This window comes from Chitinophaga sp. 180180018-3, from assembly GCF_037893185.1.
Classification (GTDB): Bacteria; Bacteroidota; Bacteroidia; order Chitinophagales; family Chitinophagaceae; genus Chitinophaga.
Window position 1 is genome coordinate 5066793 of the sequence record NZ_CP140772.1, and the last position, 26989, is coordinate 5093781.

Sequence of the window (26989 nt, forward strand, 5' to 3'; positions counted from 1 at the left end):
TGTCAATCGCCAGGATCTTCGCTCTGTTTCTTAATTCCACATTCCCTATTCTTAATTTCCTGCGGCGTTTGCCCAAACTGCTTCTTAAACTCTTTACTAAAATACTTCCTGTCGTTATACCCAACTGAATATGCTACCTCATACACCGCCATTTCCTTTTCCTTCAGCAGCTGTGCTGCCTTTTTCATCCGGAGGGATTTGATAAAGTCGTTCACCGACATATCCGTTACCGCTTTCAGCTTCTTATACAACACCGGTGGGCTCATGGCCAGTTTCACCGACAACATATTCACGCCAAACTCAGGATCATTCATATGTTCTTCTACAAAACCGATGGCCCGTTGCAGAAATGCCTGATCCATCTTATTCGGCAATGTATCATGAGCGGTATGGATATCATCAACAGACGATACAGCTTCTTCTTTGCCTTCCGATGCCAGGCGCCGGCCCGCCACGTTCCGGATATTTTCTCTCAATGCGAGGAGGTTTCTTACATTCAGTTCCAGCGCACGCGGACTAAATGGTTTGGCCAGATAATGATCTGCGCCGGTTTCCAGTCCGTGTAACTGATCGGCCTGCCCGTTACGGGCAGTGAGCATGATTACCGGAATATGACTGGTCCGTTCATCTGTTTTCAACTCATGGCATAACATAAATCCATCCATACCCGGCATCATCACATCCGTGATTACCAGATCCGGAATCTGCTCTGTAGCGGTTTTCCAGGCTTCCTGCCCATCGGCGCAAAGGATTACCTGGTAGAGTGGTTCAAATGTTTCCCTGAGCAGCCGCCCCAGATCGGGGTTATCTTCTGCCAGCAGAATGGTATTCAGCCGGGGAGCGGCGGTGGTTTCCGTTGCCGCGATTACAGGCGCACTATTCCGCTTCGGAACCTTAACAGGTTCGGGCAATGGAACGAGTGCGTCGCCCATGTAACTCTTCCTGGGGATAGTAACGGTAAAGCACGTACGACCTTCCCGGTTTCCTGAAGCGGGGCGGCTTTCTACGGTGATGGTTCCTTTATGCAACTCTACTATGCTTCTCGATAGGGCCAGCCCGATTCCGTAGCCGGTATTCTGTTGGCCATGGTCATCTCCCTGGAAAAAATTATCAAACAACTTATCTATATATTCCGCGGCAATCCCGCGGCCGTTGTCGGTAACGCTGATCCGTACTTCGTCGTAACGCAGCTCTGCGCTTACTATAATCGTACCTCCATCCGGTGTAAATTTGAAAGCGTTGGAAAGCAGGTTAAAGCATACTTTCTCCATCTGCAAGCTATCGAACCAGAGCGGGATGATATCACGGTGATGGTTAAACGAAATAGTGATATTGCGTTCTGTTGCCAGTTCCCGGAAATGATTCACGATGGCTTCGAGAAATGCCACTACATCGTGAGAAGCCGGCTGCAACCGCAGATGCCCGGTTTCCGCCTTACGGAAATCCATCAGCTCACTTACGAGGCGCAAAAGCTTGTCTGCATTATCTTTTACCTGGTGCAACTGCTGCCAGAAGAAACCGCCTGCGGCCCCGGAGCTCATGATCCTGTCTACCGGCGCAGTGATCAGCGTCAGATGAGTACGGATCTCATGAGAGATATTGGTAAAGAAATTGAGTTTTTCCTGGTGCAGTTCTTCCTCCTTTTTCAGCATTCCCCGGAGATAAAAGAAACGGAAAATCAGCCATAGCAACGCTGTAATTACCGCACCGTATAGAAGAAACGACCACCATCTGAGCCAAAGCGGGGGCAGTACGGTAATCTTCAGCACTGCAGGCCGGCTCCATATGCCATCATTACCTGCTCCCTTCACCATAAACGTATATTCGCCCGCCGGCAGGCTGGTGTAAGTGGCAGCTGTATTGCTTACCTCGTTCCAGGATCCATCGAAGCCCACCAGCTTGTAGGCATACCGGTTCTTACCCGGGCGGATGTAGTTCAGCAGCGCAAATTCCAGGGTGAATACATCCTGGTTATGATGGAAAACCACTTCAGGGGTCAGACTGATATCTTCCTTCAGCAAACCATCTTTGCCATTGATCTTTACCGGCTGATTAAAAAGGTTCAGACCTGTAATCACCATGTTGGCATCGTAATTATTTGTTCCCATTTTATCGGGATAAAATCCGGTAAGACCGTTATCCCCTCCAAAGAAGAACTCTCCCCTGCTGTCTTCCAGGAAAGAATTATAATTGAACTCATTGCCTGCCAGCCCGTCGCTCTGCGTATAGGTCCGGAACATATTGGTATCAGGATTGAAAACAGCCAGTCCGTTTTCCGTACTGATCCACAGGTTATGGCTGTTATCTTCGAGTATCCCCATGACGTTACTATGCGGCAGGCCGTCTTTCTCCGTATAGATCCTTCCTTTGCCTGTATTGGGGTCGTACAGGAAAAGACCATTATAATACAAACCAATCCATATCCTGCCCCGGGCATCCTCCCGGATACAATTGATACCGTTTTTCTGTATCAGTTTGCAACGCCCGTCGGCATACAGGTATAAACCTTCTGCGGTACCGATCCAGATATTCTTTTTACGGTCTTCCAGGAAACAGGTGGTATGCCTGTTTTGTAATTCGGGAATACGCAGCGGCAGTTGTTCCAGGTTCCTGTTCCTGCGCCGGTACACAATTACGCCATTCTGCCAGCCGGACCAGAAGCGCCCCTGGCTGTCTTCCATCAATGCGCCTACCTCGGTGTTAAAAAGCTCCTCAGCAGTTCCCATGCCTGCGAAGTGTTTGAACCTTCCGGTGGCAGGGTCGAGCAGGTTGATGCCGCCACTATGCGTGCCTACCCATATATTTCCGTCCTTATCTTTCAGTACTGTTTTTACGAGATTGGATCCGATACTCGACGGATCATTTTCCTGGTGTTTATAGGCTGTGAAATTACCAGTAGCCCGGGAGAAGTAGTTCAGTCCGCCGCCTTCCGTGCCGATCCACAGGTTGCCTGCTCCATCTTCCGCCATACCGCTTACCACGTTGTTACTAATACTGCCATGCTGCTCATTATTCTGCCATATGGAGAAAGCGGTCACAGACGAGTGTACTACATTTACGCCACCGAAGTAAGTGCCGATCCAGATAGAACCGTTGTTGTCCTGGAAAATACTATGAAGGGAGTTCTGGCTGAGGCTTTTCCGGTTCACAGGGTCATGCTGAAAGGAGATACATCTGCCCGACAACGGATCCATGATACTCAGCCCTTCCTGGGTACAGATCCATAATCTGCCCAGCCGGTCTGAAAATATCTTCCTGATATTATTATTAATAATGCCGGTAGTATTACCCCGTTGTTGTTCATAACGGACAAAACTATGCGATGCAGGGTCATACCTGTTAACGCCACTGCATTGCGTGCCCACCCAAAGGCGGCGGTATTTATCTTCCGCTACCGTGGTAATCCCGTTGTCGCTCAGGCTGGCGGTATTATTGTCGTCGTGCAGGAACACCTCTTTGCAATAGCCGCCGGCATGCTTCTTCAGCCGGATAAGGCCACAGGTAGTACCAATCCAGATAATGCCTTCATGGTCAGCGAACATACAGCGTACCAGTCCGTCGCCTATGTTAACCGGTGTAAACCGGTTATGCTGCTTATCCTTTAACCGGTACACTCCCTTCGCTGTGGCCGCCCAAACTGTTCCGTCGTTGTCCATCAGCAAAGCAGTAACCCCTGCGGTTACAGGCGTTTTGATAAAACAGTCCCGTACCGGATCATAGCGATCCAGTCCCGCTTCGGTGCCTACCCAAACGCTGCCGGCAGTATCGCTCACCAGCGAGCTTACATAGCTGCTGGAAATACTGCTGCTGTCTGCATCATCATGTTCATAGATCCTGAAACTACGGCCATCGTAGCGATTAAGGCCGTGTCGGGTGCCAAACCACATAAAGCCGCGGCTGTCTTGTACAATGGCAAATACGCTTTTATGCGAAAGCCCGTTCTCTACTTTAAGATGATTAAAAACAATGTTCTGCGCGCTGACATGTGTTAAATCGATACAGCAAAACAGGATTATCAACAGAACAATCTTCCCCCGATAATACCATTTCCCCTTTCTGACATCGCGCTCCCGAAACGCAGTCATACCCATATTTGCTCACTGATTATAAGCGGTCAATAAAAATTACAGGCGGATTAAACGCTATATAAGTGGTAAAATACAAAAAATATTCATTGAAAATCAATCGGTTGACAATCCATTTAAAATATTCCCCCCATTTATTTAAGATTTTGGCCCCTATCCATGATAAATATAGTTGATTTTGAGCTTATCAATCAAAACAAATCGCATAATAATTTCCGTAATGGAACAACTACGCCTTCACTTAAAACAACGATGCCAATGCTAATTGACAGATTTATCAAAAAAAATCTGGCAGGACTTTTATTGATCTTCCTGCCTGTAATTGCCGCCGCTCAGAACAAAACGATCACTGGAACAGTGAAAGACAATACAGGGGCTGCCTTACCCGGGGTAACCATTACCATTAAAGGTACCAAAACAGGTACTACCACCGATCCGGAAGGAAAATTCAGTCTTAGCGCCAAACCCGGCGCCACGCTTATACTAAGCTTTGTGGGTTATGAGCAGATGGAAGCTACGCTCGACAATCAGGCCAGTTATACCTTTTCATTGAAGCCGGCTTCCAAGAACATTAATGAGGTAGTGGTAACGGCGTTAGGTATAGCCCGGCAGGCAAAAAGCCTGGTATATGCTACGCAAACCATTAAAACGGCTGAACTAAATGAAGTTCGTGATGCCAATAACGTACTGAACTCCCTTCAGGGCAAGGTGGCCAACGCCATCGTTACACAGGGTTCCGGCGGCCCTGGTAGCGGCGCCAGAATCGTATTGAGGGGTAACCGCTCCCTGCAGGGTACCAACACTGCCCTGATAGTGGTAGACGGGGTACCTATTGCCAACCCCACCTACAATGTTACCGGCAGTACCTTCGGAGGCATACAGGGCCCTGATGGCGCCTCTAACGTAAACCCGGACGACATAGAGAGCATGACCGTATTACGTGGCGCCTCTGCCGCCGCACTGTACGGCAGCCAGGCCGGCAATGGCGTGCTGGTGATCACTACAAAGAAAGGAACCAGGGATGGCTTTAAAGTAGACCTGAACTCAGGCGTTACCTTTGAAAGCGCCTTTGCCCTGCCTAAGGTACAGAACCAATATGGCCAGGGCCTGGGGGGTACCATAAACGCTACGGTAGGCGACAGCTGGGGCGCTAAAATGACCGGCCAGTCGTTCACCAACTACCTCGGCCAGCAGGATACCTATTCTGCCCAGCCCAATAATATCCATAACTTCTTCAGGAATGCCGTTTCCCTTAATAATTATGTAGGAGTATCGGCAGGAAATGAAAAAATGCAGTCTTATTTCTCCTATACCAATAATAATGTGGGTGGTATCGTGCCGGAAAACAATATGATGCGGCATACCGTAGACCTGAGGGTGAGCAACGAAATCAGCCCCAGGTTCTCTACTGATGCCAAGGTCACCTACATTAACCAGCGCATCAACAACGTTCCCCGCAATGGTGAGGAAAACTCTCCGGTAATCGACGTCTACCAGATCCCCCGTAATGTTAGTCTGGCTAACGCTAAAAACTATCAGCAAATGGGCTCCCAGGGTATCCCCGTGGCTACCGCCTGGCCCGCAACGCTGTCATCTATCTACCAGAACCCATACTGGATGATTTATAATACCTCCATCAACTACAAGAGAGACCGGGTGATGGGCTTTATATCTGCGAAATATAAGCTGACCGACTGGCTCAATATTACCGGCCGGGCTAACCTCGACCGCATGAAGGATGAACTGGAGCAATCGTATATGGAAGGAACAGTACTGCGCGCCGGACTGAGCACAGGAGGTGATTATCTGCTGAGTAACATGACCACCACCCAACAGTGGTACGATCTGATGTTTGAAGGTAAGAACCACTTCGGCAAAAACTTCGACCTGAATTATTATGCCGGTGGTATCTTCTACGACACCCGTTACAGTATTAATTCACTGCAGGCAAACGGATTGCGTGTGCCCAACCGCTTCAGCACTGCTTTCGCCAAAGCACCTAATCCAACTGCCTCTGCAGGCGGAACACAAACACAGTCGCTTTTCGCGCAGGCCACCCTGGGATATAAAAATGCCGTGTTCCTCGATGGAAGTATCCGCAACGACTGGGATTCCCGTCTGCCCTCTCCTTATTCCTATGCCTATTATTCAGCCGGTACTTCCGTGATGATTTCCGAACTGGTACATATGCCCAAGGCCATCTCCTTCCTGAAAGCCAGTCTGAGCTATGCGCAGGTAGGTAATGGCGGCCAGGAACAGATCCGCAACGCTACGTTCAACTTCACACAAAGTGCCGGAAACGGCCAGATCAGCCGCAATACGATTTATCCGATTGCCAACCTCAAGCCGGAAATTGTAAGCAACGTAGAAGCGAGCATTGATATGCGCATGCTCGACCAGCGCATCGGACTGACTGCCACCTACTATAAAAGCAATTCCAAAAATCAGTTGCTGTCGCTCAGTCTGCCTTCCGCTACCGGTTACCAGACACAGTACATCAATGCAGGTAATATCGAGAATAAAGGCTGGGAGTTCCTGCTGACCGGCGCCCCGGTAAGATCCGCTGCCTTCAGCTGGGATGTTGCTTACAACGTATCTTTCAATAAAAACAAAGTAGTTGAGTTGTCCGATAACATCAAAACTTTTTCTATTAATACAGATGCCCGTGTGGCTACCGTAGTGGTGAAAACAGGTAGCAGCTATGGTGATTTATACGGTCTGAAATGGGCTACCAACGATGCCGGACAGCACCTGGTTACTGCCGCAGGTAAACCCATCATCACCAGTACCACCGCTTACATTGGTAACTACAATCCTAAAGCCAACATGGGTCTTACCAATACCTTCAACTACAAAAACTTTTCCCTGCGCGTGCTGATCGATGGTCGTGTAGGCGGTACCGTAGTTTCAGGAACCGAAATGAACCTGGCCTTCAGTGGTATTCCGGAAGTGACCTCGAAATACCGCGAAGGTGGCTGGAACCTGGGAGGCGTGGATAATAACAAGCAGCAGGTAACCAATACCATCAGTGCGCAGGACTTCTGGCAAACCGCTTCCGGCAAACGTTACGGAGCAGCAGAATTCTTTGCTTATGATGCCACCAGTTTCCGCGTAAGAGAAGTATCCTTCGGGTACAGCATTCCGTTGCCTAAGAACATCTTTATCAAAGGGCTGAAATTGTCTGCAGTAGCGCGTAACCTTGCGTGGATCTACAGGGGCAGCTCGCTGCTGGATATACCGGGTGTGGGTAAACGTAAAATGTGGTTTGATCCAGAGCTGAGCCTGGCCAACAGCAACTACCAGGGTGTTGAATACGGTAACCTTCCTTCTACCCGCAGCTGGGGCTTTAACCTGAAGGCAAGTTTCTAAAAACTAAAACTAACGAAAAATGAAAAGAAAGTCCATATATAGCATCAGCCTTTTCCTGCTAACGCTTACCGCCTGTACGAAGAAGTATGAGAAGATAAATACCAATGCCAATGCCATCGTAAACCCGGGCGCCGGCGAGCTTCCCTTTCTGTTTACCAGGGCGGAAGATCAGGCCATGTTCAGCACCAGCTACCAGGTAGCGCAAAATCTGAATGCCGACCAGTACGCGCAGTATTTTGCCTGTGAATCCACGTCGTTCCCATCTGACCGGTATGTGATGCGGTCCGACTGGTTCAATTCTGCCTGGCTACGTTTATACACCGGCGTGGTGCCGCAGCTGCAGACTATTTTTGCGCAAACAGATCCTAACTCTTCCCAGTACGCACTGGCCAATATTGTGTGGGTGCTGGCTTTTCACCGGATCACGGATTACTGGGGGCCTATCCCTTACTTTAAAGTAGGGCAGCCTGGTACCTCCGTGCCTTATGATGGGCAGGATAAAATTTATGATGATTTTTTCAAGAGACTGACCACCGCCGTGAATGTGCTGAAAACAAAAACCGGCGAAACACCTTTCTCTTCCTACGATATTATCTTCGGGGGTAAAGTAGACAAATGGATCAAATTCGCGAACACACTCCGCCTGCGGCTGGCACTGCGTATTTCCAAAGTAGACCCGGTAAGGGCCAAAACGGAAGCAGAAGCCGCCTATGCAGCGGGCGTGATGGCGGCCAGTCCGGATGATGATGCACTGCTTCAGAAAAGCCTGAACGGAGGCGATATCAACGGTCTTGCTCAGATGAGCGACTGGAACGAGTTCCGCATGAGTGCAGCGATGGAATCGGTACTGAAAGGCTACAAAGACCCCCGCATGCCCATCTACTTCCTGCCTGCGGTAAACACAGGTACCTACGAAGGATTGCGCAATGGCCTCACGGCTACGCAGCTTACCCTGCCGGCCAACAGCGTAAAAGCCAATTCGCATGTAGGCGCCCGCTGGAGCTCCCCTGCAGCAGGCGGCATTACCGATTTCCAGATCACTCCCCAGAACGTCATGTGTTCGGCAGAAGCCTGGTTTCTGCGTGCAGAAGGAGCATTGCTGGGCTGGAATATGGGCGGTACACCTAAAAGCCTGTATGAGTCCGGTATCACCCAGTCGCTCAAACAATGGGGGATCACTGATAATACCACTATCACGGCTTACATCAACGGCATTACACCGGCTATTGCACCGGGCGATTATCTCAATTCGCCGGCGCTGGTAAGCTTCCCTGTATTATTTGATCCGGTGAATCCGGCCGTGCAACAGGCACAAATCTCTATGCAGAAATGGCTGGCACTCTTCCCGGATGGCTGCGAAGCCTGGGCGGATTACCGCAGAAGCAAGAGCTTCAGTCTCTACCCGATCGCCAATTCCGATAACCCGGACGTAACGGACCCATCCAAGCAATGGATACGCCGGCTTAGCTTCCTCCAGCAGGAATTCGACAACAATTCAGCTGCCATGGGGCCCGCTGTAGATCTGCTGAAAGGCCCGGATAAGATAACAACGCCGCTGTGGTGGGATAAGAACTGATGAATTAAGAATCAGGAATGTGGAATTAAGAAACAGCGCGAAGAAATTAGCGGTTGATGATCAAATCGCTAATTTCTTCGCGCTGTTTCTTAATTCCACATTCCTGATTCTTAATTTATTCCGTAATTTCATTTCCGTGCTAAATGAAACGATGACCCGTATGAGCCTATTCTGCCGACCCAACACTTACTATTTACAACCATTATTGTTTGTTTCATTTTTTTATTCGTGTACAACTGCTCCGGACGATAATCTGCCGGAACACAAGCGGTACTTTGATGCCATTTTCCTGAAAAAAGATACCATCGAACATATCAATGTAGATTCTGCCGTCAACTTCATGGATAGTGCTTACCGGGCTTTCAGGAACCCGGGACCGGCAGATATGTTCAGAAGATACGACTATCTGCGCTGGTATTACCTGATACCGAAACATGACCTGCAGCTGGCTATGCAGTATGCAGACAGTACCCTTTCTCTGTTCAGAAACGAAAAATTCCGGCAGCATCATATCCGGGAATATGGCAGTGCCCTGCTGAGTAAAGGCGATGTTTACAGGGATCAGGGGAAATACAGTGAAGCTTATCTTTTCTATTATCAGGGCTGGCAGGCCATCCAGACTACCGGCGATAGCTGCTCTTATAAAGACTATAGCCGCAGATTGGGGATGATATATTACAAGCAGGAGAAATACGTGAAAGCTATCCCGTATTTTGAAAAGAGCTTCGGCGAGGCACAGCACTGCGATCCGGATGTTTTTTTAAATTACTATTTCCAGCAGGAAATGCTCGATAATATAGGCCTATGTTACGAGTACGAAGGTAATTATGCCTCAGCGCAGCTTTACTACGACAGCGCACTTCGTTTCATCAATGCTACAGGAAGTAAATTCAATACCAGCCAGTTCCAGATCTCAAAGAATGAAGCAGCCAAAGCTGTAGTACACAGTAACCTGGGCAACATACTGGCCAAACAGCACCTTTTCGACGCTGCTGAAGCCGCCTATAAGGAAGGCATCCGAATCAACCTGAAGGAACAATATGAAATCCGGGATGCACAGAAAACAATGGCCAGGATGGCACAGCTTTATCTTTCCCAAAACCGGCTCCGGGATGCGGGAAAAATACTCGGTGAAATGAGAAGCTCTATGGACAAAGTGCCAGGACCTGCAGCAGATGAGCAGGCGCGCAAAGTGCGCTCCGACGAAATTGAATTGCTCTGGCGAAGAATGGAGTGGCAATACCTCGACCAAAGCGGGCAAACAGCAGCGGCATTCAACATGTTGAAGTCCTTCAACCAATTGAACGATTCCCTGATCAATCTCAACAACCCGGTACTCCCCGATGCCAGCGACGAGATCGAACATATTTCACGGGAGTTTCATTTGAGCGGCGTGGAGAAAGACAACGCCCTGAAAACTTCTTACCTGATCATACTGAGTATCCTCTTTATTGGCTTTGTGCTGGTGACATGGATGATCTGGCATAACTGGCGGAAATCCCGCAAACATCTTGCAGCCCTGAAGCTGCTTAACCAGCAGGTATTGATGGAGCATGAAAACGTCCGCCAGGGTCTGAAGGCGCTGGAACAAAGTCAGAAAGACAATTCCAGGATACTGAAAATAGTGGCGCACGACCTGCGCAGCCCTATCGGCGCTATTCAGTCGCTCGCAGAGCTGATGCTGGCATCCCGCCAGCTGGCCGACCGGGATGCAGAGTTGATAGACCTCATACGGTCGTCCAGTGCCGATGCACTCATCCTGATCTCCGATCTCATGACCCTGGATCGTGGTATTGCTGATGTGGAAAAAGAAACCGTGGAATTGCATACCGTACTCAAAAACTGTGTGGATATACAACAGGTGCTGGCCAATGAAAAAAAGCAGGAGATCACACTGGAAACAGTTCCCGTAGCGGTTACCGGCTACCGCGAAAAGCTGTGGCGGGTATTCAGCAACGTTATCGGCAATGCTATTAAATTCAGCCCGCAGGGATCAGTCATACTAGTGAGGATGAATTGTGAGGAAGCTGTGGTAACAGTGAGTGTGGAAGATCATGGCATCGGCATTCCGGAAAATCTGCAGTCGAAAGTATACACCCCATCGTCTGCAACCAAGCGTGCCGGTACTGAAGGGGAAGAATCTTTCGGGTTGGGGTTGAGTATTTCCAGACAGATTGTGGAAGCCCACGGCGGAAAAATATGGTTTGAGTCGACAGAAGGGAAAGGCACTACATTTTTCATCACCTTAAACATAGCAGCCTGAAGATACCTTTACTCCACGCCTAACCGGATAGCCCTTAGCTGCACCACCCGCTGCAATGTTTGCAGCAGTTCCGCCGGCAACAGCGGTTTATGCAGTATATCAAAGATGTTCATCTCAGCCAGCCGTATACGCACGTCGTCCATGATATCGGCGGTAAAGATCACGATATGTACATCGGGGTAGTTTTTGCTAACGATCTCGGACAGCTCATATCCATCCATTTTCGGCATATGCAGATCGAGCATGGCGAGGTGATAGCGCTTATTTCTAAGCATTTCCAACGCCTCCTGCGCATCCCGGGCGCAATCGGGTTCTATACCGAAATACTGCAATTGTTTTCTGGCTACAATAATGTTAATGTTATTGTCTTCCACCAGCAATACACGCATACCGGCAAACCGTTTTTCATGCCCGGCCACAGGCGATAAACGGCTGGCGGGTGTAACCGGTGCTTTCTGTAAAGGCAGGTTGAAAGTAAGGTTGAAATAAAATTCGGCGCCCTGACCAGGTGAGCTTTTCACAGCGATGGTGCTGTTGTGCAGCTCTATTAGTTTTTGCGTGATGGAAAGCCCCAATCCTGTTCCGGAATACTCTCTCGTAGTAGCTTTATGGCCTTGTGTGAACGTTTCGAATACCGTTTCATGCAACTCTTCCGGAATGCCGATACCAGTATCCTTCACGGAGAAATGGATCACCGCCTGGCTGTTTTCAATCGCCACCAAAGAAATCGCCACCATCACTTCGCCCGATTCCGTGTATTTGATAGCGTTGCTGACGAGGTTATTCAATATCTGACTTAAACGTACCGGATCGCCCAATACTTTGAGTGGCACTTCACCGGCCACATCGCTTTTGAGCGCAATCCCCTTTGCCGCTGCCTGCGGACGGAACAAACTGAATATATCTTCCGGCAATTTAAACAGGTTGATCTCGGCACTGGAGAGTTTCATGTTGCCACTTTCTACCTTATGCAGATCCAATACATCATTTACAAGTTGCAACAGATGTTCGGCAGAATAAGCCAGATTATTGATATACTCTTCCTGTTGTGGCGTATGATTCTGTTCCAGCAAGGCTGTCAGGCCAATGATACCGTTCAGTGGCGTTCTTATTTCGTGACTCATCACAGAAAGAAATTCTGTTTTCACCCGGGCTGCTTCTTCCGCAATGTTCTTTGCACGGATCAACGTTAGCTCGTCTTCTTTCTTATCTGTAATATCCATGATAGCACCCCGCAATGCTACCACCTCTCCTTCTTTCACCACGGGTTCCCCGATGATACGCACCCATTTCTTTTCATTCTTTCCTGTAGTGGTTCTCAGTTCCAGGATAAAGGAAGTCTGCTCCCGTACAGTTTTATCCAATATGTTCAATATATATTCGCGATCGCTTTCTTCAAAAAACTCCAGGCTGGTACCTATCGCCGGCTCATAATTTTCCGGAAGCCCGTAAATGATATAAGTTTGCCTCGTCCAGAAAACTTCGCCCGTTCGAGGGTTCAGCTCCCAGCCACCGGTTTTACTGATCGCCTGGCTGATATCGAGCAGTTGCTTACTCAGCAACAACTCTTCCCGGGCTTTTATCAGTGCCAGCTCATTTTGTTTTTTATCAGACACGTCCATCAGTGTGCCTCTCAACTTCACTACCCTGCCATCCTCCGTTACAGGTACGCCTATGAGGCGCAGCCATTTTCCGGTTACATGCAGAAACTCATAATCGTAAGGAATCTTTTCTTTTATGGCTCTTTCAACACAAGCTTCCAGGGCAGCGGCATATCTTTCATCACAGAAAAAAAGAAGATCCTTATATACCGGCCGGAAACCGGGAGGAATATCATCTTCCAGTATATGGTGGGTCTGCGGGGTCATGTATATTTCGGTAGTTTCCAGGTCGTATTCCCAACCACCAACGTTGTTCAGCCGCTGGCTTTCGAGCAACAACCAGGTTTGCCGCTCCGAGCCTCCGGTACGCCCCTGCAGCTGTTCGCCGGTGACATCCTGTATATGACCAATGAGGCAAAAGGGTTGCCCGTCGATACCCGGACAAGGTCGTACCTGCACCTTCAGGTGACGTATACCAAGGTGAGAATGGCGGATACGCAGGATCTCCTGGCGACGGTTCACAATGGATGACACAGCCCGCTGCCGGTCATCTTCCATTATAATACTCATCCATCCGTTCCCCAGGGATTGGCTAACATTGAGCCCCGAGATCCGCTCCCATTCGCTATTTACGAAAAAGCACTCTCCTTCAAAGGTGTAAAGAATAATGCCCATTGGGGTCAATTGCAGCACCCGCTGAATATATTCTACATTCCTGGCGTCCATGCGAAGCGTTAATATTATTAATTGTGTTGTGGTGTTTCGATTATTTCGGTTCCGTTAACGATAGCGCGCTTAGCCTTTCCTGACCTGCCATTTTTTTGGTTATATGGGGAAGAGAATGGCTAACAGAATGTACTCTTTTACCAGATAGTGCGACAAAAAAGTCTTACCTAAGCTAACGTTTTTTTACATAAAAAACAAAGAAGCATGTCAAACTATCCTAAAGAGTATTTCTATACGTTTTCGCCCGGCAGGTATCGCCGAAAGCATCCGCCAAGCCACCATTGCTGGTACTCGTCCGGAAAGATTAGTTTTTTCATATAATGATCAGTTGTATTCGGTGTCCGCGCAGTGCCGCAATTTTTAAGCCAGAAGGGGATAAAAAGAAAAAGCACAGCCTCGGCTGTGCTTTTCTCTATGTATCAACTATTCCGCTGCTACTCTCGTGGGATCTCCCGTTGCATGTACTCAGCGGTAACAACAGCGTTAGTATCTTCGCTGGCCGATAGTTCGCGGATAATACTTTTTTGTTCCTGTACTGTTTTGTTCTGGCTGAGTTTTTTCTTCGCCTGCAAATCATCTACTACTATTTCGAAGGCCACAAGACCATTCATCATCTTCTGCCGGAAGCTGTCCGGTAATCCGCTCCATTGCTGGAGATATCCTGCTTCATAAGTCAGGATAGTATCTTCCAGTACTTTCATCACAGCAGCAGGATCTGTAATAAGAGTTGCCTGCCCGTAAGCATGCACCGCTACATAGTTCCAGGTAGGTACCTGTAACTGGTTCTCATAATGCCTCGGGGAAACGTAAGCGTGTGGCTCATTGAAGATAACGAGGCTACGGCCCTTTTCTATTTCCTGCCATTGATCATTTGCTTTGGCGAAATGAGCCGTCAGCACCACCTGCCCGTCCCGCTCAGTTACCTGAAAAGGCAGATGTGTGGCCACCGGTACGCCGGCTGCGTTATTGACAATAGTAGCAAAGCTGAACCGTGTCATAAAAGCGATGATCTCGGCCTTGTCGGTCATTTGATTTATCGTGGGTATGAACATCTTCTCAATTTTTAAACCTGGTTATTTACAATGCAAAATTTCAATTAACTTGGATGATCCCGGTCATCCAGTTTTAATTCAATTACATGGTCCAGTCATTACGCCCCTGGAAAACAATTATACAGCTCGATTTTAACGCTGTTCAGGCGGTATACTTACAGATAGCAGAAGGTATTGTACGGGAGATAAAAACCGGCCGGTTGAAGCCGGGCGCGGCCTTGCCAGGTACCCGGTTGCTGGCAGACGACCTGCAGGTGAACAGGAAAACGGTGATACTGGCCTATGAGCACCTGATCCTGGAAGGCTGGCTGGAGGCAGTTGCCCAGAAGGGCACATTTGTACCGCGGTCGCTGCCCGATTTCACCCGCCCTGTTGCCACCGGCGAGCCATTCAGTTTCCGGCATCCCCGCATTACTATCGATTCGCCGCATCCTCCCAACACCATTGTATTTGACACCGGCCTGCCGGATGTGCGGCTTACTCCCGTACGCGATCTGGCCAAAGCCTACAAACGAATACTGGAACAAAAAGCCCGCTGGCGGCTGTTGGGTTACGGATTTTCCCAGGGTGCTCCCGCCCTGCGACAGGCCATTGCCACCATGCTCAATCATCAGCGGGGCATGAGTGTGGGCCCGGATGAGCTGTGCATTACCCGGGGCAGCCAGATGGCATTGTACCTGGCGGCCCACTCCCTGCTTGGCGCCGGCGACCTGGTGCTCATGGAGATGCCAGGCTACCTGCCTACCTGGGAAGCCCTTGAATCGACCGGTGCACAGATCCTGCCCATTCCTGTAGACGATAAGGGCCTCGTTACCACCGAACTGGAAAAACACTGCCAGACCGGCCGCGTAAAAGCAATATACGTTACGCCTCATCACCAGTTTCCGACCACGGTAAGTATGAAAATGGAACGACGCCTGCACCTGATCAGCCTTTCCAACAAATATGGTTTTGCGATCCTGGAAGATGATTATGACCATGAATATCATTTCGAGGGAAAGAGCCTGATGCCCCTGGCCAGCCAGCAGCATGCCATGAACGTGATTTACATCGGCTCCCTCAGCAAAGTGATAGCACCGGCTATGCGGATCGGCTATATAGCCGGACCGGCGTCCTTTATTGCCGCACTCACTAAAATGAGGAGTATCATCGACATGCAGGGCGATCCTACCATGGAACAGGCTATTGCAGAACTGATGGACAGTGGCGCCATTGCGCGGCATTCCCGGAAAGCCAGTGCAGTGTATGCACAGCGGCGCCAGCTGATGGAACAGCTGCTGCAGGAACATCTTGGTAAATATATCAGCTATCAGAAACCCGACGGTGGACTGGGCTACTGGGTGAAGTTTCATCCGGAGATAGATGTAATGATACTGACGGCTAACCTGCGTAAAAAAGGAATCGCTGTTTTTTCGCCGGAGAACATGTACTATACAGGGAAAGCTCCTAACGCGCTGCGGCTGGGCTTTTCCTCCCTGAATGAAGAGGAATTGAAAGACGGTATAGAAAAAATAGCGAAAACAGTAAAGGCGCTACGCTGATCAGAACCCCCATTCGGCGGCCTTTCTCACCAGTCCGGCAGCATTGCCTGCCTTGAACTTCTGCATCAGGTTTTTCCGGTGACTCTCTACTGTCAACGGACTGATAAATAATTTCGCAGCAATCTGCGGTGAGGTCAACCCTTCTGCAATCAGCTGCAGTACCTGCTTCTCCCTGGCCGTCAATACCGGCTTTTCAACAGCATTAAACGCGTCTTGTTTTGTCAGTAGCTCCTGCGCTTCCCGGCTCAGGTAAATGCCGCCTCCGGCCACTATTTCAATCGCCTTTACCATCTCCGCAATGGGCACGCTTTTCAGCAGGTAACCCGACGCACCGTTATGCAGCATACGTAATACAATACTACGCTCACTGAAATTACTCAGGCCCAGTATTTTCAGGGCCGGATTCAGTTTCCTCGCTTCGAGGCATATTTCGATACCACTCATATCCGGCAGGTTCACATCCAGCAACAGTACATCCGCAGCAATGGTATTTACCTGTTCCAGTATATCCTTCCCCGTTGCAGCCACACCCCGGATGATGATATCCCCGCTTTGCCCAAGCAGGGTGGTTAGTCCTTCCGTTACCAACGGATGATCGTCGCCTATCAGCAGATTGATTTTCTGATCACTCATGGCAGTTTACATTCTATATTGATGATGGTGCCTGCACCCGGCGCCGATTGTATATCCAGCACACCGTTCAGATGACTTACACGGGCCTTTATGTTTTCCATTCCGCTTCCGCCCTGTGTACCGGCCGGATCAAATCCTTTTCCATCGTCTTCCACTGTAATATAAATGATATTATCCTGTTGGGAGCATTGTACCAGTATCCGCGTAGCTGCTGCATGCCTGACAGCGTTGGTAACACTTTCCTGTACGATCCGGTAAAGCATCAGCTGCACGGGATAAGGAATATCATTGCTGAGATCCAGTACCTGAAGAATGATATTGATACCGGCTTCTTTCAGGGTATGGGCATCGTCTTTCAGGGCATCAGCCAATCCGAAGCGCGACAGCGACACCGGTGTAAGATCGCGGGCTATCTGCCGCAGCTCCATCATAGAGGTTTCCAGCTGATGGCTCAGTTTCTCTTTTATCCCCGAGGCATTCTCAGGAAGCTTGGTAAGGTTCAATTGTAACGCCGATAGCCGCCCTCCCAGCCCATCGTGCAATTCCCGGGCAAGCCGGCTGCGCTCCTGTTCCTGCCCGTTGAGCATAGCTGCGTAATTGTTGATCGTTTGTTCATGCTTTACTTTTTCCAGCTCCCGTTCCAACAGTTGCTGACGCTGCCGGCTAATGCGCTGCCGGTTACGCAGCAACAGGAAAAGCAGGAACAATACCACGATTACTACCAACAACGCAAACAGATAAATCATTTGCCGGAAATATCCCTGCTGCAATGCCAGCTGCTGCGTGCTGTTCTGATTTTTCAACTCCAGTATACGCCGTTCATTTTCGCTGGCCTGGTACTGCTGTTCCAGCTCGTTGATGCGGACTTTTATCTGACGTTGATCGAGGCTGTCTTTCAACTCCGTATAGGCTTTCAGGTAAGTAAACGACTCTTTCAGGCGCCCGGCCTTTTCATGAAGCTGGTAGAGGTCTTTCAGGGACGACAAATGATAATACGCGGACCCGTCTTCCGCTGCCAGCTTATAAATTTCACGAGCCTGACCAATAGCAGCAGCATACTTCCCCTGTGCTTCATAAATCTTCAGCCGCGCTGTCAGCAGGTTGTAGTGATTATTTTTATCCTTCCAGATAGTAATAACAGAATCGGCCTGTTCGCAGCGCTGTTCTGCTACTTTGAAATGGCCGTTCCTGCTTTCGTACATGGCATCATACAGGTACCACGGTCCCCATAAGCTGCTGGCGCCTGCAGCATCCAGCGCTGTGCGGGCCTGTGCCAGGTACTGGCCGGCCTGAGGCACACTATCCATCTGCAACAACAGGGTAGCTGCCGTGATATAAGCGTTGGCCTTATTCTCCGGCTGGCCTTTGATGCGGACCATTGCTATATTCTTCAGCAAATAAGGATACGCTTTTTGTGGCTGGCCGGCATTAATAAATTTGGAAGCAATATTGAACATGCTAACGGACAGTGAAAGCGTGTCGTTGAGTTTTTCAAAAATGGGGATAACAGATAGTAACATTTCCAGTTCCCGGTCGGGGTTTCCTTTTCTTCCGATCACCGCGGAAAGGTTCCCGGTGGCAATGGCATAGAGGTGCATGGCCGGAGCGCTGGTATCCGGCTGCATAAGGCGGCGTACTTCGTTATAGGCCGCTTCCGATTTATCAAGTTTATTGGTACGCGCATAAATCTTTCCGAGTACAAAAAGGGATTTTGCACGGCCGTAATGGTAGTGCTGCTCCTGCATGAGCTGTTCCGACTGCAGCGCATGGAAAAGGGCACTGTCGGGCTGATTACTTTTGAGATACAGCTCGGCCACTTCATACATCAGTCGCGCCCTGGTAGTATCAGGAGCCTTCCTGGCAGCCAGTTCCAACGTACTATCCAATTGTCGCCGGGATGCCTGTTGCGCGCTGATGATGTTCCAGGTTGTGAGGAACATCATGCAAAGTAGCCATGTTTTCATACCTGAATTTGCAGAATTTCTTTCAATTCCGCTTGTTCATTTTATGAAATACACCCAACCGGGGAGATGCATCTCCCCTTTTTCCGGGAGATGAAAATCATGGATAACAGCGATTGACCTGCCTTTGTGAAAGTAGGATTTTTGTACTCATTCAAATCATCCATCATCATGAAAAACTTGTGTTCCTTCCTGCTGTTACTCCCTGTTTTGCTGGTAACCGGATGCAGTAAAAAAGATAGCCATCCTTCCGGTGGCGGTGGTGGCGGTCACCTGTTTTACGCTGCCAATCTGGCTTTCAAGGTATTAGACCTGGGCTCAGGTACAGAGAAGAGCATTATTAATCATGCCCAGGAATCGCACCTGGAGCGTTATGATGTAGCGAGAGATGGTAGCGAAATTATTTTCTACAGTGAATCGCTCAATTCCGATGATATCACCTTTACGATATATAACCCCGATGGTACAGTCATCAAGCGATTCCAGCTGACGAAATATGTGAGCGGTGTTCCAAAATTTTCACCGGATAAATCACTGATCGCTATTATCCGGCAGCCGCCATCTGTTTATCCTGATAAATATGTTTTTATAGTAGACAGAAACGGGAAGGCGCTCCATGCATTCAAAGGTGCGGAAGACTATGCATGGACTTCCGATGGGCGGTTGCTGATGAGCACTGCCAGTGGTTTCTATCTTACTGATGCTTCACTCAATAATGCCACGCCGGTGGGTAATGGTTCCTTCCAGGATACGCCGGTGCAGTTGGATATCAGCCGCGACGACAAGCAGGTAGCCTTTGTAAGCGGCAAACATATCTGGAAAATGAATCTCGATGGCAGTAATCTGCAACAGGTCACCAGCAGCGGTGTGCGGGAATGGTTCCCGGCATGGTCGCCGGATGGCAGCAGGCTATTCTTCTCACTCGACTGGAGCGGCACCTGTCTGGAAGTGCGTTCCATGCCCGCAGGTGGCGGACAGGTATACCTCGATCCACCAGGCGATGGCCCGGCGCCCCGGGTGATGGCCGGAGGACAGCGTATCTGCAGCAGATCGCAGCCGATGGTACGGCACTGATGTTGTCAGGCACTTACCAGCGGCGTTTGTTCTTTACGCGTCAGTACGCCTACGCGATACATCACTACTACGCTGAAAAGCCCCAGTGCAAGATAGCTGAAAGATAAATTTACGCCGTCTTTTGCAGGCAGGAGGTACATCAGCGCCCCACTCAGAATGGAAACGATCACATAAGACAGGCCACCGGTGAGGCCTCCGGCGATGCCCGCATTGCGGGGGAAGCGTTGCAAACAGAAAGTAAAGTAGTTGTTATAAGTAAACCCGGCGCCCACATGTACGAGGAAAGCAAATACAAGCACGGTCCACAGCTGATCGAACAGGGTATACATCACAAATAGCAATGCAGCCCAGAACAGCTGTAACCCAACGTTTACGCTCATTTTGCGGAGCAGCGGCCGGTTGATCATTGCTTTTCCGGCGAAACCTCCCACCATCCAGGCAAAGCCCAACGCCAGCGAGCAATAGCCCGTAACAACGGGTGAGAGGCTGAAATGATGCTCGATAATAAACGGGCCCGACATGTTGTATACCATTACCATGGAGTAAGCCAGTCCCATCATTCCTATACCCAGCGTAAAGCTGCTGGTGCGTATCATCTCATAATAAATAGCAATGATTTTTGTGGGATGAAAAGGTGTGGTGTGTTTGATAGTTTCACCGCCAAAGATCAGCTCCAGCAGGAAGAACAAGGCGCCAAAGGCTCCGAGGAAATAAAAATTGGACTCCCAACCAAAGTTAACCTCCAGGTAGCCACCGATGAAAGGTGCTACAATAGGGCCGGTTGACCAGATGATCGTAAAAAAACTGAGATAGTGCCTTAATTTATCTCCCGAATATAAATCAACAAAAAGGGCACGCTTGCTTACTGCCATTGTAGCCATCGTAACTCCATGCAGTATACGCATGGCATAGATAACGTAAATGTTGTGGGTATTGGCGATGATCACGCTGGAGACCACCATCACAAATATGGATATGAGCGATAAGCGGTACCGTCCGTAGCTGTCGAGCAGTCCGCCTACAAACAGTTGTGATAATCCATAGCTGATCAAAAATAAGCTCAGCGTAAGCTGGGCCTGACCGTTGGAGATCCCCAATGCCCGCGTCATGCCGGGCAGTGAAGGGAGGTAAATGTCGGTCGCAAATCCTGACATGGGTATTATGGCAAATGCGAGAATGGTGGCTATTCCTATATTGCCTTCCTTGATCCTTTTTTCTGTAACAATGCTAATCTTCATTTTCTACAATTGCTGGTGTTCCGTTCGCCGCAAAGTTAGCGCTTCAGGCATCAGGAACTGACATAGAATTCTCATAATTTTCATGACAGTGCGGGGATCATTTAGCGGGCTGCAACTGTTTGCGGTACGCTCCGGGCGTAATACCACGGCGTTTTTTAAAGAGGCGCGACAAATAACTTTCATCAGTAAATCCCAGTTCCTCAGCTATTTCCTGGATGCGCATGTTACTGTATCCGAGGCGGGTTTCCACCAGTTTGAGTTTGTATTCAATTACGTATTCCTGTATACTCTGCCCCGTATGTTTCCTGAAATACTCGCCCAGGTAAGTTGTTGAAATATTGAAGCGGGCCGCCAGTTGCGGCAGTTTTAGTTGTTGGGGCTCATAGACATGTTCCTGCAGGTAGCTGATGATTTGCATGATGGAGAAGCGGCCACTGTTTTCTGCAACGCCGGTATTTTCAGCGCGCAGCAGGTTCCGGGCAATGAGGTTCAGCAAAATCGACATCGATTGCCGGATGATCAGCCGGTAGCCTTTTCCGTGCAGCAGGTGCTCCCGTTCGATGCTCTGTAACAAAGTAGCAGCAAGACTTTCATCGGCCGGATCCCGGAAGATACAACCTGCTTTGGAATGATAGTTATGGAAGATGTAATCCGTTTTCTTCATCCAGTCGCATTGTTCGAGCCGCTCCGCATCGTCTTTCAACTGGAGGATGAACAACTGGGAGAAGCGGATGAACAGGAACCCGGTGGTGGTTTGGATGTCGAAACTATGCTGATCGTCCGGAGAGAGCAGGAATAATTTTCCGTTACTGTATGGATAACTGTTTCCGTTTACATGATGTACTCCTTTGCCCTCGCGGATATAAGCCAGTTGAAAATAATGCATCGGGCGCGCGGGGGCCGTCCATTCGTCCAGTATCTCCGGCACAATTTCATATGGCAACTGCACAAATTGATCAAACATCTCACAAAACTACCAATAAAACCTCTTAAAGTGCAATTTCTAATTGTACAATTCTGATTTTCTTTGCCCTTTCAAAACAGGATTTCGTATATGGACGCAGCATTACAGCTCGCGCATCCCCGGCGATGGTGGGCATTGGGAATACTTTGCCTGGGTGCATTTCTTTCACCATTGGATTTTTTCATTGTTAACATTGCGCTTCCGGCCATCAAAGCGGATCTGGGGCTAAGCGACAGCTCATTACAGCTGGTAGTGGCGGGTTACGGGGCCGCCTATGCTGTTTTCGTAGTAACAGGCGGCAGGCTGGGTGATATTTACGGCCGCAAGCGGTTGTTTTTGTCGGGGATGCTGCTGTTTACGATCAGTTCGGGCGCCTGCGCTATGTCGGTCAACAGCTGGTGGCTGATTGGCGCCAGGATCATACAAGGCTTTGCTGCAGCCATGCTGGCGCCACAGGTGCTCTCCACTATCCGGGTAATATTTCCGCGTGAAGAGCAACCGGCAGCGATGGGTATTTTCGGCGCCGTATTTGGGCTGGCCGCTATTTCAGGGCAGTTGCTGGGTGGTATACTGGTGAAGGCCGGCTTGTTTGGATTAAGCTGGCAGAGCGTATTTCTGATCAATATTCCGGTAGGTGTGATCACGATGCTAACGGGCATGTATATACTAAAAGAAAACCGGCCGCCTGTCCGGCAGCAGCTGGATATTCCGGGCATGCTCCTGATCACGGCAGCACTGCTGCTGTTTATTTATCCCATCATCAAAGGCAGGGAAGCGCATTGGCCGGCGTGGGTGTTCATTTGCCTGGGAATAGCATTGATGGCGGGGTTAGCCTTTATACGGGTAGAAAAATCGGTACTGGGTCAGGGGAAATCACCGTTGATACACCTGCCCCTGTTCCGCGACCGGCATTTTGTATCGGGCCTTGCGATCATCTATCTATATAACCATACTGCATCATTTTTCCTTGTGTATCCGTATTATTTACAACGCGGGCTGCATTGGGACGTATTAGCGGCCGGTTTATCGGTACTGCCCTATGCAGCGGGATTTTTTACGGGCCCGCTTATCAGCGCAGCGGTGGCAAGGCGGGCCGGCAATTATGTAGTCAGCATTGGTCAGGGTTTACTGGTGATCGGTTTCACCGGAGCAGTAGTTGCATTGCTCCTATCACCGGAACCGGGATGGCTGCTCACTATCGCCCTTTTCTGTGCGGGTATGGGGCACGGAATTGTGATGCCTTCGATGATGCGCATTACCTTAGCAGGTATTGACGCGCATGTAGCCGGACAGGCAGCGGGTATTGTCAGTACCGCTATACAGGTGGGCAGCGTATTGGGCGTAGCATTGCTGGGTACTTTATTTTTTATGTTGCTGGATCATTATGCCTTTAATGCCGCCATATCGCTGACGCTGGGCGTACTGGCCCTGGTGCAGTTGTATGCGTTCCTGTTAACTATCAAAATAAATAACATTAAATAAGTGATCATGCATTTATCAGAAAAAGCAAAAGAGGAAGTGATCCTTTTTCATGAACAGATCTGCCAATGGTTCAAGGGAGATGGTAATGGTACAGCAGCAGCTGCCGCGGAGTTACTGCGTCATTTCAGTACCCGTTTCCGTATGATATCTCCCAATGGTATTGAAAGATCATATGAAGACACACTGGCCTGGCTGCCTACAGCCTTTGGTGCGAAGCCGGACATGCAAATTACTATCACGGGTATGCAGGCACATGAGTCCGACAAACACGTGCTGGTTATCTACCAGGAAACACAGGTTTTCAATGGGGAGCAGCAAACCAGGAATTCCAGTGCCGTATTTATACGGGAAGATGTACATGCGTATTGGTTGCATCTATGGGAAACCTGGGCATAACCCAATCCGGCCAAACACTTTACCGGATCTGTACCAACAGCGCAATAAAAAAAACCGCCCGGTAAAACCGGGCAGTTTTTTTATGGTAAGCGTGACGTTAAAGTTGCTCATTAATACAAAGTAAACTCAACGCGTCTGTTCTGCTGACGGCCGGCTGCTGTTTTGTTGGAAGCAATCGGCTGAGTAGAACCATATCCAACAGCTTCGATGCGGGAAGCATTGGCGCCTTTAGATACGAGGTAGTTTTTAATAGCCTCAGCACGTTCTTTGGAGAGGCGCATGTTAGTGGTGGCAGAACCGGTATTATCGGTATGACCAGCCAGTTTCAGGCTAAAGTTTTTCTCTACCAGCAATGCAGCTACCTTATCCAGACTTGCCAAAGAAGTAGGTCTGATAGTAGCTTTACCCAGATCAAATTCCAGGTTATCGATCGCATCTTTCACCACTTTCTTATCTGCTTCAGTGACGATTACTTTTTCCTTGATAATCTGTACAGGTGTCTGCAGTGGGCAACCAGCTCCATCTACCTTAGTACCAGCAGGCGTATTCGGGCATTTATCCAGGTAATCAGGAACGCCGTCGCCATCGGTATCTTTCTTCATATCAGCTACTTCGCTCTGCAGTTCAGCAATAGCCTGTTGATTGCGGGCATCGCTTTCTGCAAGGGATTTTTTCAGCGCCGCATTTTTATCCCACAGGTCCATTGCCAGCTGCGCTGCAGGATTTACTACTGCCAGCTGTGGTTTTCTTCTGCTACCAAGTGCAAATTCCACTCCTACACGGCCGGTAGAAAATTTATCTTTCTTGCCGTTGTTTACACCATCAAATACATTGCTGTTTACAAAATTCACGGTGTAACCCAGGTCTATATTAACGCCGCGTGCAACGTTAAATTTCGCACCTGCTCCTACCGGTATAAATAACTCACGATGCTGAGATTTACCATCGGAATTCAGCACCGACATATCTTTACCATCCACCGCAGTTACAGACGGGCGGAAAGCAATAGCACCAGCACCGGCAGATACATACGGAAGAATGAAGCCTTTTTTATTGATCCAGTTAATGGTTCCGAGCGTGAATACACCACTTACGGAAGCAGACCAGTCGATATCAGTTTTGAAGGAGTTAATGCCACCAACGGGTACAGGAACACCGTTAATGTTCGTCAGTGTCTGAGATCCTTTGGTAGAACCTTTCACTTGTCCCTGCATAAACTCAGCCTGCAGACCGAAGTTGTGGAAGATCTGTTTCTTGATATAACCACCATACACAAGCCCAACGTGATTGAAGTCGAAGTTATTGAAATAATAAGGGCCGCCGAACGGACCGAAAGCAGCTGATCCACCACCCCACACACCGATTGACCAGGTGCGGTAATCTTTAACACCATTGAAAGGAGTAACACGGTCTACTTTCGAGTTAGAATTTTCCTGTGCAAATGCAGTTCCCGTCAATGCCAGTACAGATGAAGCCAATAGAACAGACTTCCCAAATCTTGTAAACTTACTCATAAAAAATTGAATTGGGTTATTGATAATAATCAGTTTTTGCTATAACAAAACATAGCTAAATGAAAAAAATATAACGGTACCGTATTTTTGACGACAGGGCATTTTACAAAGTTTGTGCCAAGAAAGAAATTATCGATTTAAGTTTATGGTTATGAGTTAGTTACAATAAAAAGAATTACGAATTAGGAATTACGAATTACGGATTGACAGGGAGATATTAGCGAGTAACAATATCATTATTTACTCGCTAATATCTCCCTGTCAATCCGTAATTCGTAATTCCTAATTCGTAATTCTTCCTACATTTGTGGCCTTATTTCAATGTTCATGATATGAAGCGGGTACTTTATGCTTTTCCATATAATCCTATAACACTGCACAGTGGCTGCCAGACACGGGCCTATACTTTGCTCAGGTATTTTAAGGACAGAGGCATGAAGGTAGATTTGATTTCCCGCCAGGGCGATTGGGAGAGAATTTCGCCGGAAGGCATGGAAGCTATCCGCAACAGTGGCCTGGTAGAAAAGGCCTGGTTCTGGTTTCGTAAGCCTCTCAAGAAAAATCCGATCACTTATTTTTTTAATTATAAGCTGAAGGAGCTGCTGTTTAAGTTAAAGCTGAAACCCGTCAAAGGTGCGGTGCCAAATCATGTTAATTCATATTCTCAGCAGTTATTCAACGATATTCTGCAGCATAACAGTTACGACTATATTATTATCAGCTATATCTACTGGGCCGATCTGATAAAAAACAATCCTTACATCGGACAAGCGGTGACGATCCTGGACACGCATGATTTTATGTCGTCGCAACACCAGCGCGACAAAGGTTTCCGGCTGGGACCTGCTCTCGGGGATGAAGTGAGAAGATTATCGTTGTTTGATCAGGTATGGAGTCTTTCGCAGGAGGAAACCTACTTCTTCGGGCAGTTTGTAAAGGGCGAGACCTGGTTTCATCCGGTGGTAGTGGAGAAAGCGCCGCCTGCAGCGGCAGATACGCCGGAAAAGTTCGACCTGATCTATGTTGCTTCCGATAACCGGAATAATATGATCTCCTGCGAATGGTTTTTCAATCAGGTGTATCCGTTATTGCCTGCAACGATCCGCATTTGTGTCATAGGTAAGATAACCGCTCATGTACCGTCGGGGTTGAAGAATGTTACATTGGTACCGTTCGCAGCATCACTGAGCGAATATTATGATCAGTCGCGCGTAGTACTCTGCCCTATGCTGGCGGGTACCGGCGTAAAAGTGAAAGTAATTGAAGCCATGTCATTCGGACTGCCTGTAGTGTGTAATAATCATGGACTGGATGGTTTACCGAATAAAAGCAGCAATGGTTGCCTGGCTACAGAAAACCCTGCTGAATTTGCAGAGTATATACAACAGCTGTTGAATGATCCGGTATTTTATGCGCAGCAAAGTGCCTTCGCCGCTACCTGTTTCAAAAATAATTTTTCAGAAGAAATTGCTTACAGGCAACTGGATGCCGCATTAGGGATTAAACCATCGTAA

16 protein-coding genes are annotated in these 26989 nt (G+C 48.7%); 8 read left to right on the forward strand and 8 right to left on the reverse strand.

All coding sequences use genetic code 11. The annotated features are described in order from the left end of the window. Nucleotides 1-2: 2 nt before the first annotated feature. Entirely contained in the window at nt 3-4085 is a 4083-nt protein-coding gene (locus tag UNH61_RS19660; RefSeq protein WP_326993699.1) for a two-component regulator propeller domain-containing protein, read from the reverse strand. A 258-nt stretch (nt 4086-4343) separates the two neighbouring features. Between UNH61_RS19660 and UNH61_RS19665 the strand changes: the two genes are divergently transcribed. The 3 genes from UNH61_RS19665 to UNH61_RS19675 all read left to right on the forward strand — a co-directional run bounded on the left by UNH61_RS19665 (nt 4344) and on the right by UNH61_RS19675 (nt 11293). After that, a complete protein-coding gene (locus UNH61_RS19665) occupies nt 4344-7454 on the forward strand; it encodes a SusC/RagA family TonB-linked outer membrane protein (RefSeq protein ID WP_326993700.1) in 3111 nt (1036 codons plus the stop codon). A 19-nt stretch (nt 7455-7473) separates the two neighbouring features. Then, a complete protein-coding gene (locus tag UNH61_RS19670; protein WP_326993701.1) occupies nt 7474-9030 on the forward strand; it encodes a SusD/RagB family nutrient-binding outer membrane lipoprotein in 1557 nt (518 codons plus the stop codon). Nucleotides 9031-9190: 160 nt separating this feature from the next. After that, nucleotides 9191-11293 carry an ATP-binding protein gene (locus UNH61_RS19675; protein ID WP_326993702.1) on the forward strand — a complete coding sequence of 701 codons (2103 nt, stop codon included), beginning with the start codon at nt 9191-9193 and terminating at the stop codon, nt 11291-11293. Nucleotides 11294-11301: 8 nt separating this feature from the next. Here UNH61_RS19675 and UNH61_RS19680 read toward each other — a convergent pair whose 3' ends face one another. Together UNH61_RS19680 and UNH61_RS19685 are read right to left on the reverse strand one after the other, a co-directional pair. After that, entirely contained in the window at nt 11302-13620 is a 2319-nt protein-coding gene (locus UNH61_RS19680) for an ATP-binding protein (RefSeq protein WP_326993703.1), read from the reverse strand. 434 nt (nt 13621-14054) lie between these two features. Beyond that, nucleotides 14055-14672, reverse strand: coding sequence for an FMN-binding negative transcriptional regulator (locus UNH61_RS19685; protein ID WP_326993704.1), 618 nt, complete (start codon nt 14670-14672; stop codon nt 14055-14057). An 86-nt stretch (nt 14673-14758) separates the two neighbouring features. On the opposite strand from UNH61_RS19685, the gene UNH61_RS19690 reads away from it, so the two are divergent. Then, a complete protein-coding gene (locus UNH61_RS19690) occupies nt 14759-16213 on the forward strand; it encodes a PLP-dependent aminotransferase family protein (protein WP_326993705.1) in 1455 nt (484 codons plus the stop codon). On the opposite strand, the gene UNH61_RS19695 is transcribed toward UNH61_RS19690, so the two are convergent. Together UNH61_RS19695 and UNH61_RS19700 are read right to left on the reverse strand one after the other, a co-directional pair. Beyond that, on the reverse strand, nt 16214-16846 hold the full coding sequence (locus UNH61_RS19695) for a response regulator transcription factor (protein WP_326993706.1): 633 nt from the start codon (nt 16844-16846) through the stop codon (nt 16214-16216). Next, the gene (locus tag UNH61_RS19700; protein WP_326993707.1) at nt 16843-18810 is read right to left on the reverse strand and encodes a sensor histidine kinase; all 1968 of its coding nucleotides are present in this window, start codon (nt 18808-18810) and stop codon (nt 16843-16845) included. Before UNH61_RS19700 ends, UNH61_RS19695 begins: the two co-directional genes overlap by 4 nt. Before the next feature lie 168 nt (nt 18811-18978). On the opposite strand from UNH61_RS19700, the gene UNH61_RS19705 reads away from it, so the two are divergent. Beyond that, on the forward strand, nt 18979-19881 hold the full coding sequence (locus tag UNH61_RS19705; protein ID WP_326993708.1) for a hypothetical protein: 903 nt from the start codon (nt 18979-18981) through the stop codon (nt 19879-19881). A gap of 5 nt (nt 19882-19886) precedes the next feature. Here the strand turns inward: UNH61_RS19705 and UNH61_RS19710 are convergent, their stop codons facing one another. Both UNH61_RS19710 and UNH61_RS19715 read right to left on the reverse strand, forming a co-directional pair. After that, the gene (locus UNH61_RS19710) at nt 19887-21119 is read right to left on the reverse strand and encodes an MFS transporter (RefSeq protein ID WP_326993709.1); all 1233 of its coding nucleotides are present in this window, start codon (nt 21117-21119) and stop codon (nt 19887-19889) included. A gap of 97 nt (nt 21120-21216) precedes the next feature. Further along, complete coding sequence (locus UNH61_RS19715; protein ID WP_326993710.1) at nt 21217-22083, reverse strand: AraC family transcriptional regulator; 867 nt, start codon at nt 22081-22083, stop codon at nt 21217-21219. Between the two features lie 90 nt (nt 22084-22173). Here UNH61_RS19715 and UNH61_RS19720 point away from each other — a divergent pair, with 90 nt between their 5' ends. Further along, a complete protein-coding gene (locus UNH61_RS19720; protein ID WP_326993711.1) occupies nt 22174-23565 on the forward strand; it encodes an MFS transporter in 1392 nt (463 codons plus the stop codon). 6 nt (nt 23566-23571) lie between these two features. Continuing rightward, nucleotides 23572-23961 (forward strand): hypothetical protein, encoded by a 390-nt coding sequence (locus tag UNH61_RS19725; protein WP_326993712.1) that lies wholly within the window; start codon nt 23572-23574, stop codon nt 23959-23961. Between the two features lie 110 nt (nt 23962-24071). Here the strand turns inward: UNH61_RS19725 and UNH61_RS19730 are convergent, their stop codons facing one another. Beyond that, nucleotides 24072-25475 carry an OmpA family protein gene (locus UNH61_RS19730; protein WP_326993713.1) on the reverse strand — a complete coding sequence of 468 codons (1404 nt, stop codon included), beginning with the start codon at nt 25473-25475 and terminating at the stop codon, nt 24072-24074. Nucleotides 25476-25807: 332 nt separating this feature from the next. On the opposite strand from UNH61_RS19730, the gene UNH61_RS19735 reads away from it, so the two are divergent. Next, nucleotides 25808-26989, forward strand: a complete 1182-nt coding sequence (locus UNH61_RS19735) for a glycosyltransferase (protein ID WP_326993714.1) — start codon at nt 25808-25810, stop codon at nt 26987-26989.